Origin of the sequence: Polyangium sorediatum, assembly GCF_029946465.1 — a bacterium.
Classification (GTDB): domain Bacteria; phylum Myxococcota_A; class Polyangia; order Polyangiales; family Polyangiaceae; genus Polyangium; species Polyangium fumosum.
Window position 1 is genome coordinate 1 of the sequence record NZ_JARZHI010000014.1, and the last position, 17,273, is coordinate 17,273.

At 69.5% G+C, this 17,273-nt stretch carries 7 protein-coding genes and 1 pseudogene; 3 read left to right on the plus strand and 5 right to left on the minus strand.

Features of this window, described 5'->3' with window-relative positions:
- From QHF89_RS17790 to QHF89_RS17800, 3 genes and pseudogenes are all read right to left on the minus strand, one after another.
- Positions 1–2,649 (minus strand): annotated as a pseudogene (locus tag QHF89_RS17790) (hypothetical protein); the annotation flags it as partial.
- A gap of 237 nt (positions 2,650–2,886) precedes the next feature.
- Positions 2,887–5,937: an ATP-binding protein gene (locus QHF89_RS17795; RefSeq protein WP_284720624.1), complete on the minus strand. Its 3,051-nt coding sequence runs from the start codon at positions 5,935–5,937 to the stop codon at positions 2,887–2,889.
- A gap of 181 nt (positions 5,938–6,118) precedes the next feature.
- The gene (locus QHF89_RS17800; RefSeq protein WP_136970763.1) at positions 6,119–10,684 is read right to left on the minus strand and encodes a HEAT repeat domain-containing protein; all 4,566 of its coding nucleotides are present in this window, start codon (positions 10,682–10,684) and stop codon (positions 6,119–6,121) included.
- A 171-nt stretch (positions 10,685–10,855) separates the two neighbouring features.
- On the opposite strand from QHF89_RS17800, the gene QHF89_RS17805 reads away from it, so the two are divergent.
- The gene (locus QHF89_RS17805) at positions 10,856–11,869 is read left to right on the plus strand and encodes a zinc-binding alcohol dehydrogenase family protein (RefSeq protein WP_136970762.1); all 1,014 of its coding nucleotides are present in this window, start codon (positions 10,856–10,858) and stop codon (positions 11,867–11,869) included.
- Positions 11,870–11,871: 2 nt separating this feature from the next.
- Here QHF89_RS17805 and QHF89_RS17810 read toward each other — a convergent pair whose 3' ends face one another.
- Positions 11,872–12,753 carry a LysR family transcriptional regulator gene (locus tag QHF89_RS17810; RefSeq protein ID WP_136970761.1) on the minus strand — a complete coding sequence of 294 codons (882 nt, stop codon included), beginning with the start codon at positions 12,751–12,753 and terminating at the stop codon, positions 11,872–11,874.
- A 33-nt stretch (positions 12,754–12,786) separates the two neighbouring features.
- On the opposite strand from QHF89_RS17810, the gene QHF89_RS17815 reads away from it, so the two are divergent.
- On the plus strand, positions 12,787–12,930 hold the full coding sequence (locus tag QHF89_RS17815; RefSeq protein WP_284720625.1) for a hypothetical protein: 144 nt from the start codon (positions 12,787–12,789) through the stop codon (positions 12,928–12,930).
- 26 nt (positions 12,931–12,956) lie between these two features.
- Here the strand turns inward: QHF89_RS17815 and QHF89_RS17820 are convergent, their stop codons facing one another.
- The gene (locus QHF89_RS17820) at positions 12,957–16,031 is read right to left on the minus strand and encodes a PEP/pyruvate-binding domain-containing protein (protein ID WP_136970760.1); all 3,075 of its coding nucleotides are present in this window, start codon (positions 16,029–16,031) and stop codon (positions 12,957–12,959) included.
- A gap of 349 nt (positions 16,032–16,380) precedes the next feature.
- Between QHF89_RS17820 and QHF89_RS17825 the strand changes: the two genes are divergently transcribed.
- Positions 16,381–17,262, plus strand: a complete 882-nt coding sequence (locus QHF89_RS17825) for an STAS domain-containing protein (RefSeq protein WP_284720626.1) — start codon at positions 16,381–16,383, stop codon at positions 17,260–17,262.
- Positions 17,263–17,273 lie beyond the last annotated feature (11 nt).

A 17,273-nucleotide genomic window follows, 5' to 3' on the forward strand; every position in this document is an offset into this window, starting at 1 on the left:
GCCCGCGCCACCGCTTCCGCCCGCGCCACCGCTTCCGCCAGCGCCACCGCTTCCGCTTCCGCCCGCGCCGCCGCTTCCGCCCGCGCCGCCGCTTCCGCCAGCGCCACCGCTTCCGCCAGCGCCACCGCTTCCGCCAGCGCCACCGCTTCCGCTTCCGCCAGCGCCACCGCTTCCGCTTCCGCTTCCGCCGGCCCCGCCAGCGCCGCCGCTTCCGCCGGCCCCACCCGCGCCGCCGCTGCCGCCGAGCGGATCCAAGAGCCTCGCATAGGCACGGCGCGCGCTGTACGGCGCCGGGGATTCGTAGCGCGTGTACGCCACCAGCACCCTGCCCCCGCCCGGCGCGAAGGCCACGGAGCCCTCATGCTCCGGCGCCATCGACAGCGGGAAGCTCGCTCCCACGCTGCCCTGGGGATCGATCTTCGCGGCGTACAGATCGAGCGACCCGGGATCGGCCGCGTTCGTCAGCGCGTGCCAGGCGAGGACGTAATCCGTTCCGTCGAACGCCAGCGCCGAGCTGTCGAAGCCCATGCCGGCGACGAGGAAGCCCTGCGGATCGAGGATCTGCCCCGCGGGGTCGACGCGCCCCGCCCGCACCTCGTTGCCCTGGTGCCAGACGACGAGGTGATTTCCAGCGCCCCCGCCGCTGACCTGCGCTGACTGAACGGGGTCGCCACCCGAGACGATCGTGAGATCCACGTTGTCGAGCAGCGCGCCCAGGGTGTCGACACGGCGCCCCGACACGCCGTTGTTCTGGTGCCAGATGACGAGGTAGTTCGTCCCATTGTAGGCGACCTGCGCCTGCTGGGGATAGTGCTTCTCATCGGCCAGCCCCAGCACCGGCGCGACCGGCATCAGGTCGTGGTCGAGCAGCACGCCAGAGAGGCCGATATTCTCGAGCTCGCAGCCGTTGGCGAAGACCAGCGTGCGAACGCCGTCGCTCGTGGCCGTCGCCGTCAACCGGTTGAAACCCTGGCCGCAGAGCGGGATCTGCACCGGGGTCGCGTCGAGCAGGGCGCCCTGGGGGCTCACGCGCACGGCCTGGTAGGGGTTGTTGTTGTCGATGTACTTGCGCACGAAGATCACCACGAAGTTCGCGCCGTCGAAGACCACGGTGGCCTCGTCGAAGGGCAGGCCCGTGATCGCGATCGGCGTGGCGTCGAGGACCTGCCCCGAAGGCCCCACGCGCACCCCGAAGAGGCCTTGGCCGTCGATGTTCGGCATGCGCGAATCGCTCCAGATGACGAAGGAGGTCTGCCCGTCCGAGGCCGCGGCGAGCACCTCCTCCGCGTTGCCGTGCGTCGAGAAGGCCCGGGGCTGCGTGTCGATCGGCAGGGCCATGCCCGAGCCGAAACGCCTGCCCACGACCGGCGTGCTGCTGGTGTCCGACGTCCACGTGGCCAGCACGCCCGCGCCGTCCGAGGCGAGGGCCACGTCCACGCCCCTGTCGGGCAGGAGCTGCGCAGGCACCGTGAGCGTGCCGTCCTGCGCGAGGCGTGCATACGCGACGCGCGTCCAGAAGTCTCCGCCATCATCCATGCCGTCGCGGCTCCACGCGATCCGCGTGCCCGCGCCGTCGGCGGCCACGTCGAGCCGGTTCATTTCTTCGAATTCGACGAGCTCCGCCGCGACCATGATCCCGCTGGGATCGACGACGGTGCCCTGCGGCGAGACGCGCGTGGCGAAGATCTGCTCCTCGCCCACGTCCCAGTCGAGGTCGTACCAAGCGACGACGTGGTTCTGGCCGTCGAAGCTCGTGGCCAGGTGGGGGGAGCGGCAGTCGACGGTCGGGAGGGAGTTCACCGCAATGCCCCCCGGATCGAGCACGGTGCCCTGGGGCGTGATGCGCGCGCCGCGCACCGTGGCGTCGCCCGAGGAGGTGGCCCAGACGACGAAATGGTTCGTCCCGTCGAAGGAGACATCGACCGGGCTGCAGACGTCGGCGGGCACGTAGATCCCGCCCGGATCGAGGACCGTCGCGTCGGGCGCGACGCGCGCATAATAGAGGCCGCCCATGGGATCGCTGTCGATCGCCACGCGGCTCCAGGCGACGAAGTAATTGGTTCCGTCGAAATCGACGGATGGAGGGCCCCTGAGCTCGAGCGGCATGCCTCCGATATCGAACCCACCAGGGTCGAGCACGGCCCCGGCCTGGCTGACCCGCACGCCGCGGACCTTCTTGTTCTGCACGGTGACCACCAGGTAATTGGTCCCGTCGAAGGCGACCGCCGGGGAATACGGCCAGCCGCTGTAGGGATCGCCGTACCAGTCGTCGAGCAGCCGAATGCCATACGGATCGAGCACCGTGCCGTCCTGCGCGACGCGCGTGCCATAGAGGATCGGGCGGGAGGTGCGCAGGTCCGACCAAGCGAGCAGCCATTGCCCACCCCCGAACGCGGCCTGCGCTCTCGCGCCCGGCGCGGGCGTGAGAACGGCGGGCACGTCGAGCGGGACCTCGGGGAGGAGAACGAGGTTCTGCGCAGGGGTGGGTACACGCGGCGCGTGCAGGACGTCGTCGGAAAGACGCCCCGCCGAGGGCGCGGCGGAGTTCTCGGAGGAGCCACAAGCCGTGAGCAGGCCGAGCAGGGGGACGAGGGAGCGGAGGTATGCGGAGGACGCACTTCGCGAGCGCCGGGACCTGGGCGGGATCATGAGCGCGACCCTACCAAGAATGGCTCTCCTGTTGAAAGAATCGGGCCGCCACATTCATGCTATGCCCGGGTGCATCCGACGCGTGGGAGCGCCCTGGCCGTGCGCCGGACGAGACCGACGCCGAACGCGGCGAGGAGCCGCAGGGGCCGCGGCGCGGGGGAAGGCCGTCTGGGCTGGCGCTCGGAGGACGCTCGGAGGACCCGCTCCCCTGCCCCGACCGCGCGTCCTCTTCGTCTGTCAACCTGGACGCGCCTGTTCTTCTTGCGGGCGGCCTTCGAGCGGGAGCGCGATCGCGAAGGTCGAGCCCTGCCCGACCTCGCTTTGCGTCCAGATGCGTCCGCCGTGCCGCTCGACGATGTCGCGGCAAATGTAGAGGCCGAGCCCGAGCCCGCCGTACGATGTAATGGGCGCGTTCCGCGCGCGGAAATAACGCTCGAAGAGCATCCCTTGCTGCTCTCTCGGGATCCCGATGCCGGGATCGGTGACGGACAGGACGGCCTCGCGGTCGCGCTTCGACAGCGCGACGCAAATCGTGCCGCCGGCGGGCGAGTATTTGATCGCGTTGTCGAGGAGGTTTCCGAGGACCTGCGCGAGACGGCCGCGATCGGCCACCACGACGAGGTCCTCGAAGGGCTCGACGATCTCGATCGTGTGCTTCTGCAAGCCCACGGCCGCATTCGCCACCGCCTCGCGGGCGAGATCCGCGAGCGCCACTTGCTCCGCCCGGATCGTGAGCCGACCGGCCGCGATACGCGAGACGTCGAGCAGGTCATTCGTGAGCGCCGTCAGCCGGCCGATCTGCGCGAGCGCCCGGACGAGTGGCTCCTTGTCCACGGGCTGCCCATCGCGGAGGCGGCGGGATATCTGCTCGAGGCGCAACGTCAGCGTGGCGAGCGGCGTCTTGAGCTCGTGGGACGCGATGGAGAGGAAATCGTCCCGCACGCGGATGGCCTCCTGCGCCTCCTGGTAGAGCTTCGCGCGCACCTCCTCGGCGCATTTCTGATCCGTCAGATCCACGACGACGACGCCCACGCCGAGCAGATCGCCCCGCGCGGTCCGGACCGGATAATAACTCGCGAGCCAGTGCCGGTCGTGGTCGGGATCCGCCGGGATCCGGGCCGAGATCTCCACGCCGACGAGCGGCTTTCCCGTTTCGAGGACGCGGCGAATGTAGGGCTCGACGCGCGCGGCGAGCTCCGGAATCGCCTGGTGGGGCGTCATTCCGATTTCCTCCTCCGGCGAACGTCGATGAATGCCCACCGCGAGGGCCCGGTTGCTCCGGACATACCGCATGTCCCTGTCGAGGAAGGCGAGCCCCACAGGGGCGCTCGTGAACAACGTGTCGAGCAGCGCCAGCGACTCTTCCTTGCGGCGCAGGGCTTCCTGCACTTCGCCATAAAGGCGCATGTTCTCGAGCGCCGTGGAGCACCGCCGGCCGAGCTCCTCGACGAGGGCTTGATCCTCCGGCGAGAAATGGCTGCCGAGGGGCCTCGCGCCCATCGCGAGCACGCCCATCGCGCGCCCCTGGATCAGGAGAGGCACGAGCATCCGCGGCGTGGCGCCGAGGGCGCGCAGGAGCACGAGGTGCGCCTCGTCGCGCGCGACGGCGAGGAGCGCCTCGTCGGGGACGATCGACGCGAGGAGGGGCTCGCCCGAGCGAAGCACCTGCGTGAAGCCCAGCGGATCGTCGGCGCCCGGAAGATAACGCCGGAGCAACGGACACAGGCGATCGTCGATCGTCGCGCTCTCGTGTGTCGCCGCCGTCGTGGGTCGGCCGTGCGCGCCGACGCCTTCGGGCAGGACGATCGCGCACCACCGGGCCAGCGCCGGGACGACGAGCTCGACGACCGCCGCGAGCGTCCGATCCATGTCGAGCGGCGCGGCGGCGAGCTTGCGGCTCGCCTCGGCGAGGAAGGCCATACGACCGTGCGCGCGCTCCGCGTCGGCCCGCAAGCGGCGCTCCTCGACCAGCAGCCGGTCGCGCTCCGCCTCGGCGCGAAAACGCCGCGAGACGTCGCGGAAGCTCCACACCCTGCCGATGACGTCCCGCCCGATCCGCTGCGGGCGCGAATAACGCTCGAAGAGGCGACCGTCCTTGAACGCGACGATATCGTAGCTCTCCTCCTCCGGCGACTGGTAGAGCCACCGCACCTTGGCATGGAACGAGGCCGGATCGGCGATTTGATCGAGGACGGAGGCCAAGGCCTGCTCGTCGCTCCCTTGCTCGAGGATGGACAGCGGCAGCCGCCACATCTCCACGAACTGCTGGTTGTAGGCATTGATGGTCGATCCGTCCGACGCCGTGACGAGGATCCCATCCGCGGTCGAATCGAGGGTCGTGCGCAGGAGCGAGACCGTCTTTTCGAGCTCCCCCTGCACGTCCTTCCACTCGGTGATGTCGACCATCACCCCGCGCAGCCTGGCGGGCCGGCCCTGGTCGAGCACCACGCGGACATAGTCCCGCAGCCATACGACCCGGCCGTCCGCGGCGATCATCCGGTACTCGAATCGATGGGGCTCCCCTCGGGCCGTCGCCTCTTTGCAGAGCGCGACGCACCAATGGCGGTCGTCCGGGTGGATGTGGTCCACCCAGAACGTCGGCTCCGCGAGCCACTGCGCGACGGTGTATCCGAGGATCTGCTCGGCGTGCGCGCTGACGTAGGTGAAGGAGAACGTGTCCGCGTCGACCTCCCACACGATGCCATCGATGTTGTCGATGATGTCCTCGATGCGACTCAAGCGGGTCGCGCGTCGGACGCTCAGAGGTCCTCCGGCCGCGTGCACGTCCCGCTGGCCGTCCTCGGCGCGGCTCCCGTGCTCGTGGGCCTCGTCCGCCGCGCCGTTCGGCCTTGGCGCCGGCGTTTGTCCGGGAGCGACAAGCCCCACGAAAGCGAGGGCCAGGAGCGCGTCGCCGCTCTCCGCTCGTACGGCGTGCACGTGGCCCGAAAGGGGGACGAGCTGTCCGCTGGCGGAGGCGATGCGGTAATCGACCGGGCGACTCGTGCCGGTCGCGGCGACGGCTTGGCATACGTCGCGGAGGTGCGCCCGATCGTCGCGATGAACCTGGCAGAGGACGCACGAAGAGGACTGCACATCGCTCCTCGTGAGGCCGAGCAGCGCGCTCGCCTGGCGGTTCAGGAAGGACAACGACAGCTCCGTCGCGTCGGCGAGCCAGACGATCGCCCCGAGGCTGTCCAGGAGCGAGAGGCCGCTCCCCTTCGGCCCGAGCATTTCGCGCAACGTGGCCCCTGCCCCCGGCGCGTTCAAGTCGCTCGTTCCATCGTGCACATCGCCAACCTTTCCCCTTCTACATACCTGACGGATGGAGCACTTGCAGCCTTGCGAAGGGGCCCCCGCGTCGGTTCGGCTGCTGGGGTCAGTCTTGGTTTGCCTCCTCTCCTTTTTTTCCTCGCGACCGCTCCGCCTTGCACATTCTGGTCGAGGTCGATTGTCCCGGCGAGTGGTGGGATCAGCGCGTGGTGTTTCCAGCGGTGAGGCGGCTCCGGATCTCGTCGAGCACGGCGTCGAGCGCCGCGCGGCGATCGGGCCGAAGGTGGCTGCGGGCGCCGAGCAGCGGCGGCACGGCCGCTTCCCCGAGCGCGAGCAGGCCTGCGCGAGCCGCGCGCGAGACGCCCGCGTGCGGATGAAACAAGCGAGCCGCGATAGCAGCGGCAGAGTCCGCATCCCCGCCGAATGCGAGGACGCGGATCGCAAGCCGGAGGGTCGTGGGATCGGGGTCGTCGAGCAGCGCGCGGGTGGCGCGGAGATAACGTTCGCGTGTGGCCAGCGTGCGTAGGAGGCGGTGGGCGTGGAGGCTCACGCGGCGTTCGGAGGAGCGTACGTGCCGTTCCAGCAAGGTGAGGACACGCTCGCGTTCGGAGGGACGATCGGCGCGACCTGCGAAATAGGTGAGCAAGCGGCGCGCGGCTTCCGGACCGGCCGTGGCGAGCGCCGTATCGAGCGCGCGCTCCACGGCGCTGCGTAATGCAGGGGCGAGGAGGTCGAGGAGGCCGGGCGATCGCGCCTCGGCTTCGGCGAGGAGCTGAAGGGCCAATGTATCGGTGGGACGAACGATGCCCGAGAGCACCCGCGAGACGAGCTCGGGGGGTTGCTCGCGGAGCGCTTCGAGAAGGGAGCCGAGCACGGCGTCGCGACGCGCGCCGGCGAGCGCCGGATCGAGGGCGCGGCAAAGCGCCCGCGCGTGGCGTTCGTCGTACCAATCGGCGAGGCGCGCGAGGAGGGAGAGCGCTGCCGCGGGAGACGGGGACGTCGAGGCCCACGCTGCGATCGTGGCTCCGAGGCCTCCGGCCGCATAAAAAACGCCGCCGTCCGCTGCGCGCAGGCCAAAGCGAACCCACGCCGCGGCGTCGTCCGACGTGCGCGCGAGGTCTGCGAGGCGTCTGGGGATGGCGCCCGCTGCGCCGATGGTATCGAGCAGGGAAAGATCCCCGGCGCGGAGACGGGGTTCGACATGCGGGAGGACGTGTGCTGCCGGGAGCGAGCGCAACGAATCGCGGGCCGCTCCAGCGACGCGCGGATGTGGGGACGAATGGAGCGCGAGCAGCAGCGGAATGCGGGAGCCCGGGGGCAATGCGGTCACGGGACCCAAGACGCGGAGCTGCTCGGCCTCGGTCGTCGCGTCGGCGACGGCCTTTGCAACGGCGGGCGTATCCTGCTCGTCGAGCGTCATGGTGAACGATGCGCGAATGGCGCCCGCGAGCCATGTGCCGAGCACGTAGGCGCGATCGTCGTGATCTCCCGCGTGGATCAGCGCAGCCGCCGCGGCTTCGCGGACGCCGGGGTGCGCATCGGCGAGCAAGGGCCGGAGGAATGCGCGGTCTGCATGGCGTGCGCGGAACAGCTCCGTGATCGCGCGCTGCCGGACCTCTCCGCGCGTCTCGCCCTGCGCGAGCGCGCGGAGCGCGGAGTTCGTGATTTCGCCGAGGAACGCGAGATCGACGAGGCTCGGCGTTCGCTCCGCGGGACGCGCGGCCGCCCATCGCTCTGCGAGCGCCCACGCCGCGGCGGCACCGGAGCGATCGGCGACGAGCTTTGCGACCTGCACGAGCGGCAGCGCGTCCCGGCCCTCCAGCGCCGCGAGGAGGTCGTTTTCGCGACCCGCATCGATCCAGGCTTGAAGCAATGCGGCTCGCTCGCTCGGAGGCGTGAATGCAAGTGTTCCCTCCCCTGCGAGCCGGAGCACGAGCGCCGCCTGGGCGCGCACGGCGGGGCGTGGATCCGCGCTTCGGGAACGCGCGGCCTCGGGGCCGCTTTGGCGGAGCACGGCAGCAAGCAGCGGCGCGTGGCGCGGGTCGATTTCCTCTTCAATGTCGACGAAAGGGAGCACGCGGCTGGAAACAAAGGGATCCGTCGTCGTGGCGAGCAGGGCGAGGGCGTCCTTGCGCGTCACAGCGTCGAGCTGCGGGAGCAGCGCAGAAAGGACACGCTGCTCGGGGACGGCGAGCCGCGCGCCGATCGTGCCCGCCCGTTCGGCTGCCGCTCGAAGGCTCGCGACGAGGTCGGGGGAAGGTTTGTCGAGGAAGGGGGCCTCGCGGATTGTCCTTCGCAGCTCCGTGATGCATCGCTCCGCCTCGGCACCCGCGAGGCCGGCCCGCAGCGGGCTCTCCGGCGCGACATCGGTTTCGTGCGGAATGCGATCACGAACGCCCTGGCGCCGGAGCGCGGCGTCCAGGTCGGCGGCATTCTCCGCATTTGCTGCATAGGCATGCAGAACCAGGACCTTCGGGAGATCCGGCCGGCGGGCGACGAGCGCGGCGAGCTCCTCCGGGGCGACATCACGCGCGATCGTGGACGCGAGCAAATCTTCGCAGCGTGGCTCCTTTGTCGCGGCGATCCTCTCGACGATCAGCGAGCGAAAAAAGGGACCCGCGATGGCCCGGAGCGCCCGCTCCGCGAGCTCCCGGAGCCCCGGCTGATCGTGCACTGCGAGCACGTCGACGAGCGCCGGGATCACGTCGGAATCGCGGCTCCGGGCGAGCGCCTCGGCGGCCGCTTTTTTCAAATTCATGTTGGGATGCGAGAGCCATGCGGCGATCGCCCCGCCGAGGCCGGGCACGGCTGCATTCCCGAGGGCGAGCAAGGCCTGACGCGCGACCGGGAGGGGGACGTCCCTGCTCAGCGAAGGGAAAAGCCAGGCCGCGCAAGCAGGCCCCGCGGCCGAAAGGCAGGCGATCGCGCGTTTGCGTATCTCGGGGTTGTCCCGGCGCAGAAGCGGACGAACCACACGAACGAGGTGCGGATGGTCGTACCCGAAGACGGCGTCGAGCAGGAGCGTCGTTTCGGCGACGGATTCGGACCGCCGACGCAACCTCCGCAGCGCCGCCTCCGCCACGAGCGCGGCGCCGGGATCCGTCGCCCCTTCCAGGCATGCGAGCGGCGGATCCGGAATGGCGAGGCGTTGTCCCAACGTGCGCAGCGCGGCCTTGCAGAGCGCGCGGATCTCTTCGTCGCCGTCCGTCAGCAGCGCGGCGAGCGGGTCGATCGCGAGGGGCCCGCCCGTACGGCCGAGCGCGCCGATCGCCGAGGCGCGAAAGGGATGCCCGGGGGCTCTTGCAATGGCAGCGAGCGCGTCGATTTGCTCGGCGCTCGCGTGTGCCTGCAATGCATCGAGCGTCTCGGCGGAGATCGCGCCATGTTCGGCCGCCGCGGCGAGCACGCTCGGGGACGGATCCAACCGAAAAAGAACACGCAGCCCGGCCGAGAGCCAGGGAGGCGGCGCGCCCTCGAGGAGGCTTCGCAATCGCTCTGCCGTGGCCGCGCCGCCGAGGCGACCGAGGGCAAACAGGCATGCTTCGGGTTCTGCGTCGAGCCTCGCGAGGATCACGGGTTCGGCCGATCGCTCCTCCAGCCAGCCGAGCTCGCGGATCGCAGACCGCGACAGGATCGGATCCGCAGCTTGTTCTGCCATTTCGAGGAGGCGCGCGAGGGTCCGCCGTGTCCCGAAGGCGGCGAGCAAACGTGCGGCTCGCGCCTTGGACGCGCCGCAGAAGATGCATTCGTCGATCGTCGCGACGAGCGCGTCGGCCCGGCTGCTCGTGCATTCCACGAGAGGCTCGATCGGCAAGATTTCGTAGCGGAGCGCGAGCTCGATCGCGCGGCGCGCCTGGTCTTCATCCGGCGAGATGCCGCGCCGCTTGAGGCCACGCATCGCCTCGATCACCTCGGGCCCCGCGCCGGCCGGATCTTCCTCGGCCAGCACGAGGAGCAGCTCGACATCCTCGACCTCGCCGAGCGCCGCGAGTGCCACGAGCGCCGCGCGTTGAACACTACGGGCCACATCCTCGCACGTCGCGAATCGCCGCACCCACGCCGTATCCCTGCGCGAGGCCGCGAGGCGCAGCGCCGCGAGCGCGACCTCCTCTCCGTGCAACCACGCGGCGAGCGGCGGACAGGGCAAACCCTGCGCCCAGGGCTCGGCGAGGAGGCCCAGCGCGCGCGTGGCCACGGCATCCGACGAGCGGCGCGCGATGTCCCAAAGCACCTCCGCTGGTTCGACCGGCGAGAGGATCGCACGGAAAAGCCCGGCGCGCGCGAAGGTAATGGCGTGATCGTGCATCGCGGGCCGTGCATGAGCAGCCGCGCGGATCCAGAGCCCCGACGAGAGGGCCCGTTCGACGGGCGCATCCGCGACGGCGTGGAGATCCAGCGGCGACGCCTCGTCGAGCGGCAGGCGCTCGGGGGAGGCGAGCAGCGCTGCGCATCGAAAACGGCACGCGAGCGCGGGCGGAAGGTCTGCGGGGAGCTTGGGAATCACAATGGGCAAACCCATGACCGCGAGCTCGGCGAGGACCCGCTGTGCGTCGTGTGTCAGCGCGAGGAGGTCTGCCGGCACGCACGCCGCGAGTGTTTGCGGGTCGTCTTCCCCTTCCCTCGCCCGCTCCGCGAGCGCATTTGCGGCCGCGAGCGCCTCGGCTGGATCCGTCGAGGCCAGGCGCTCCGCGAGAACGGCGAGCGGCGGTCGATACGTTTCGAGCATCCAGACGGAGGCTTCGGCGCGCATTCCATCGCTGATCACGAGGCCTCGTACCTCAGCTCGATGCTTGACACCAGCGCCTTCGCGGGCTTGTCACGACGTCCCCTTCGCGCCATGCGCTGGCGCATGGCCGGCATGCGCACACGGGCCTCGCGCGGCAGACCGGAAGGCCCAAAGATGCGCGGCACCTCCACGAACCAAGGAGTCGTCCCCATGAAGGCCGTCGGCACCCACCAACCTCTCCCCATCACCGCGGACCATTCCCTCGTCGACGTCGAGCTCCCCGAACCGAAAGCCACCGGGCGTGACCTCCTCGTCCGTGTCCACGCGGTGTCCGTGAACCCCGTCGACGTGAAAATTCGCGCGAGCTTCAAGTCCGAGGACGGCAGCCCGCGTGTGCTCGGCTGGGACGCGTCGGGCGTCGTCGAAGCGGTCGGGCCGGACGTGACTTTGTTCCGCCCGGGAGACGAGGTCTTTTATGCAGGCGCCATCGGGAGACCCGGCACGAATGCCGAAAAGCACCTCGTCGACGAACGGCTCGTGGGGCGCAAGCCGAAGTCCCTCGATTTCGCCGAAGCCGCGGCGCTCCCGCTCACCGCGATCACCGCGTGGGAGCTGCTTTTTGACAGGCTCGGCGTTCCGTATGGTCGCAAAGCGCAGGCGGGCTCGCTCCTCGTCATCAACGGCGCGGGCGGCGTGGGCTCGATCCTCATTCAGATCGCGCGGCGCCTGACGGGGCTCACGGTCATCGCGACGGCCTCACGGCCGGAGACGAAACAATGGGTCCTCGACATGGGCGCCCATCACGTCATCGATCACACGCAGCCGCTCGATGCTGGATTGGCGGAGCTTGGAATTCCACACGTGCCGTACGTGGCGGGGCTGACCGCGAGCGATCGGCACCAGGACGCAATCGCCAAAGCCGTCGCTCCGCAGGGACGCGTGGTGCTGATCGACGATCCGAAATCCTTCGACATCGTACCCTTCAAGCGCAAGAGCGTGATGGTCGGCTGGGAGCTCATGTTCACGCGGTCGATCTTCCAGACGAACGACATGATCGAGCAGCATCGCCTGCTCGAAGAAGTCTCGGCGCTCGTCGACGCGGGCGTCCTCCGCACGACGCTGACCGAGCGGGCCGGGCGTATCGATGCGGCGACTCTGAAGAAGGTTCACGCCACGATCGAGAGTGGCAAGGCGATCGGCAAGAGCGTGCTCGTCGGCTTCTGACGTCAGAGCGTCTTCGGCACGGAGGCGTGCACGTGGTCGGCGAGCGCGCGAAGGCGCGGGAGGCCCTTGAGGTCACGATGGTAGCCGAGCCAGATGGTACGGCCGGGCGGCTCTTCTCCGACGTCGAGGCGCACGAGCGGGAGCGCATCTCCGATGACCCTCGGCAAGACGGCGAGGCCGGCGCCGTGTACGCACGCGGCGGCCTGCACGTCACGGCTGTTGCTCCGCACGGTCGGGTGCGCGCCGGGGAACCGCGCGCGGAGCCACGCGACGTCGGCGAGCGCGTCGAATGCGCGATCCATCGTGACGATCGCGTGGCCCTCGCCGCCGTGCGTGTCGGGCGCGCCGCGCGCATCGAGGTACGCCTGCGCGGCGTAGAGGCCATACCGGATTTGCGTGAGCTTGCGCTGCACGATGTCCGCGCGGTCGAACGCGATGAAACGAAAGACCAGGTCGGCCTCTTGCCGATCGAGGTCGAGGAGGCGTGATTCGGCCACGACTTCGACGGTGACGCGGGGATGCTCGCGGCTGAACGCGGCGAGCACGGGGCCGAGGACGTGCCGCGCGAACCACTCGCTCGTCGAGATGCGGAGCACGCCGCCCGTCTCGCGCGTCTCGCCGAAGAGGCGTCGTTCGAGGGCCACGGCTTCGTGCTCCATGCGCTCGGCGTGACGGAACATCGCCTCCCCCGCTTCCGTGAGGCGAAATCCGCGCGGCGTGCGCTGGAAGAGCGTGACGCCGACGGATTCTTCCAGCGCGCGGAGCCGCCGGCCCGCCGTGGGCTGCGTGAGGCCGAGCCGCGGTCCGGCAGCGCTCAGCGTGCCGGCCCGCGCCACGGCGAGGAACAAATGAACGTCGTCCCAGGCGACCCGCGGGTCTTTCACGGGGCGCCTTCGACACAGGAGAAGGTCATGCGCATGAAAACGAGTGCGATCGGTGCGGCTCGGACCGGGATCCTCATGACGGCGTGTGGTGGAGCCACGATCGCGCCTGCCACGCCCGCGAGCAAGACCGAAGATGCGATCGAGGTGGCGACGTATTTCGTCGCGCCCGCGCGCTGATCACGCGCGGGCGCGGAGGGCCGCACTCAGAGCGGCTTGACCTGTCCGGCAGGGTCGATCGTGCCGATCGTGGTGCCGAGCACGTAGATCTGACGAATCCCCTTCGCCGTGAGCTCGGCGAGCACGTTCGCGGGCAAACCCTCTTCGAGGGCCGGTTCGAACATGAAATCCTCGCTGAAGTTGTGGTGCTGCGGCCGGTACGTCTGCGAGAAATGCCCCTTGAGCACGATGGGCGCCGCCGTGAGGCCCTCGATCCGCGTCTCCTCCCAGCGCAGGAGCGGGGCGGTGTAGCCGGCGACGACGCCGGTCGGCGGCGACGGCCAGTAATACTTCGTCACGATTTTCACGCCACCCGCTTCAATCGTCCGCGTCTGCAAGGACGCGCCCGACGGGAGGGGTCCCTCGTCCATGCACGTGGTGAGGCGAATGGCCTCGTCCCGCGTGCGTTTCGCCGGCACGCCATCCCAGTCGACATAGGGGACCGGCGTCGTGTACTCCGCCGCGAGCTGGATCTCCAGGTCACGAAGCGCGAGGATCGGGCCGTCGGACGGCGGGAGCAGCGTGGGCACGGAGCCCGTCGAGAGCTCGAGGGTCCGCGCGTCCGCGCCGCTGCCCGACGTGAAGAGGTCGAGCGTCTGATCGCCCGCGAAGCTGTGCGCAGCCGAGGGCCACGTCCCCGGATTACCCGTGAGGGTCGAGACGCCATTCGCGGAGAGGTAGGTGAACGTGACGTCGCCGTACAATGTCTCGGCCGCAAGGCTCGCCGCGTCGACGAACCCCGTACGCGCCCGGAGCGAAGCGCGCAGCTTCAGCCGATGGAGGGCAAAGACGTCGCTTTGCTCGCCCTGGAGCGTGCAGAGCACGCGGGGCCCGGGGACGAGGAAGGGCGTGAGCGAGGCTTTGTCGTCCGGCAGCGGCAGCTCGCGCACTTGCTTGATGAGCAGCGCCCCGTTGGGTTTCATCTTCTTGTACTCGTAATCGAGCGCGAATGTCGTCTTGCTGGGATGGACCTCGGCGAACCGATCCGCCACCTTGCCGAGCAACCCGCCGAGCTTCACGTAATCGTTGTCCCACTCCATGACGTGGCCCCCGAGCGGCACGAGGCTCGATCCGGCGATGGTAGCGAACGAGTCGCCCCACTGGGAATGGAAGCCGTGGACGACCTCGGGGAGCGCGCCGCCCTCGGGGTTCGTCACGCTGAGCGCGCCGACCTGCGAGACGATTTTCATGTCGTCGATGGGATCGGTGCGGCGCACGTTCGTCGCCACGCCGTTCGCGAGCTCGTCCTCGTCCGGATAGGAGTAATGGACGAGCACGCCCATGCCGATCTCGCTCTCGTTCACGCCGTAGAGCAGGCGCGCGATGAAGGCGTTGTCGTTGTAGAAGCTAGCGTACACCTTCTGGAGCGCGCGGAACACGCCGCGCTCCTTGGTTTGGGACGCCTCGCAATGGCTCGGGCCCGTGGTGTCCGCGTCGGTGTCGTCGGCGAGGCAGCCGCTCGCGCTGTCGTAGAGCCCGGCGCCCGTGAATGCGTCGCTGTCTTCGACGTTGGTCGAGCTGCGGAAGCGGATCTTGCGCGCGGGATCGAACGAGGCGAGCGCGGCGACGACCGCTTGCCGCTGGGCATCCGAGAAGGTCGTGTCGTCCTCGATCCGGGCGCGAATGGCGGCGAGATCGACCTTGAGGGCAGCGAGGTTCGGCGGGTACTGGTAAGTCGCGAGCCGCTCGCCGATCTCCTGCCGCAGCGTCTTTCCGCCTGGCATGGTCTGATCGAGGAAGCCGTCCCAGAGGTCGAACGAGAGGGCGAGGGCCTCCTGGGAGTCGTTCGGGATCGCGTCGCGGAGCAGGCCGTAATTGGCCGCCTTGCCGCCGAAATGGACGATGTCGGCCGGGCCGAGATCGTCGGTGTTCCGGACGATCGCGCCGAGCGTCTGCTTGGGCGAAAAGGCGAGAGGCGCCGGCTTTTTCTGCGCGAGCAGCGCGTCGCGATCGGCGGCCGTGAGCGCGCCGTCCATGTCGAAGAGCGCGGCGTCGCAGCGGCCGTACTGGTTCTTGGCGCGCAGGATGATCTCCTTGCCGTCGAGGGACTTGGCCTGCGCGCGCTCCGCCTCGCTCGCGAGGTACACGAACGGGATGTTAAAGGAGGTCGCGAGGATGGCGGTGTGCGCATTCGGCGTCGACGGCGAGAGGGAGACGATCCCCGCGAGATAAGGCAACTCGGCGGGGATCGCGTCGGTGAGGAGGATGTCCTCTGATTTCAACGTCCCGTTCGTGTAGGCGGCCTCGATCTGATCGGTCGGCACGTACCGGAGCTTGCCGAGCGCCCAGCCCATCGCATAACATTGGTTGCCCCCGACCCACCGCTCGACGCTGCTCACGGGGAAGCCCGCATTGGCGAAGAAGCCTTTGTTCTCCTGCGCCGAGGCGTTTTGCTCGTACGTGGGGAAATAGAACGGCGTCACCGGCGCCTCCGCCACGACGTTCTTTTTCACGAGATCGAGGACGACACGTGCCATCTCGGGGTCGTAGGCGTCCTGCCGGACGAGCTGGATGCCGTACTCCGGGAAGCGCGCCGGATCGGGCGGGATGAGCACGGCGCCGAGGATGGCCTTCTGGCCTTCGGCGTGCAGCGAGGCGTCGTTGTATTCGGCGATCGACATGCCGAAGAACGGATCGAGGCGCTCGACGGCGAAGGGCGCGTGGAACGGGTACGCGTAGCTGTCCTGGAAATACACCTTCGTCGGGTCGTGCATCAAGACGGTGAATTTGATCCACCGGACGCCGCCATCCAGGCTGTTGCCGTTGGGCTCCGAGAGGAAGGGGTCGTAGGGGTACGAGATCTGGTTTTTCCAGGTATCGGACGGCGTGATCGAAATGGGATAGGTATCGACGGGCCAGGCGAACCCGCCGGTCCCGCCCTGTCCGCCGCCGCCCGGATCCCCACCGCCGGGGCCCACGCCGCCCTGGCCACCGCCGCCCTGGTCTCCGCCGCCGGAGCCGGGGTTTGGATTGCCGCCACTATCGCCACAAGCCCAGAGCGCCGAGGCGCTCGAGGCCGAGAGGAGCAAGAAAGCGGCGTGCCGCAGAAGGCTACGTTTCATGCCGGTCGGACGAGCAACGGCCGTGCCCCGGGGAATCTCCGCCGGGCAGGGGCGGCGCGCCTCGGGGGGCGCGGCACGGGCGCCAGGCGTGGCACAGATTGGATCAGCGTGGGAATCGTGCTTGGAGCGCCTTGGACAGGCGTGGAGGGGCGGCAACCGGCGGCATTTCGGGTGCCGAAAAGGGAGGGCGTGATGGCTCCGTGGCGCGGCAAAGGAGCCGTCCCGACACCTCCCTTCACGATCCTTCACACGGGCATCAAACCAGGTTCACGGGGATATGCTGCAATATCCCTTTCCGCGCCGATGTCCCTGGTCGGCAGGCGACCCGCGGATCGCGGACGGGAGGCCCGTGTCGAACCACGATCTGGAGCAGGAGTGCAAGGCGCTGCGGGCGCGCGTGGCGGAGCTCGAAGCGCGCCTCGCCAAGGTGGCGCCCGACGAGGCGCCGCCCTCCGAGGGGCCCAACCACAAGCTCGCGATGGCGCAGGTGCTCCGTGTCCTTCTCGATCACCTCGATATCGTGGTGTGGGCCGTCGACGCCCAAGGCACGTTCACCTTCCACGACGGCAAGGCGCTCGACCAGGTCGGGCACCAGCGCGGCCAGTTTCTCGGTCAAAACGTGTTCGAGGTGCTCGCGGGGAGCAGCCCCGGTCTCCGAAAAGCCCTCGCCGGCGCGCCGGCCCACGAGATCACGGAGGCGCATGGGATCGTCTGGGAAAACTGGCACATGCCGACGCACGACGGCCAGGGGCGCGTGACGGGGGTCGTCACGCTCTCCTTGGACGTCACGGAGGCCATGCGGACGAAGGCCGAGCTCACCACCAAGCTCGCGCTCATCGAGCGGCAGCAGGACGTCATCCGGAATCTCGAGACCCCGATCATCCAGGTATGGGATCGCGTGCTGACGGTCCCGATGGTCGGCGTCGTCGACAGCCGCCGCGCGGCGCGCGTGACGGAGGATCTGCTCGCCGCGGTGTCGCGTACGCAAGCGCGCTTCGCCATTCTCGATCTCACGGGCGTCGACGTGGTGGACACGGCGACCGCAGGCCACATCCTGAAGATCCTCGGCGCGGTTCGCCTGCTCGGCGCCGAAGGGCTCATCACCGGGATCCGGCCCGTCGTCGCGCAGACCATTCTTTCGTTGGGGCTCGATCTGTCGCGCGTGCGCACGCTCGCGACGCTGCGCGACGGGCTCGCCGTGGCCATTCGAAGCCTCGGCGAGCGCGCCTGATGCGCCGTCGG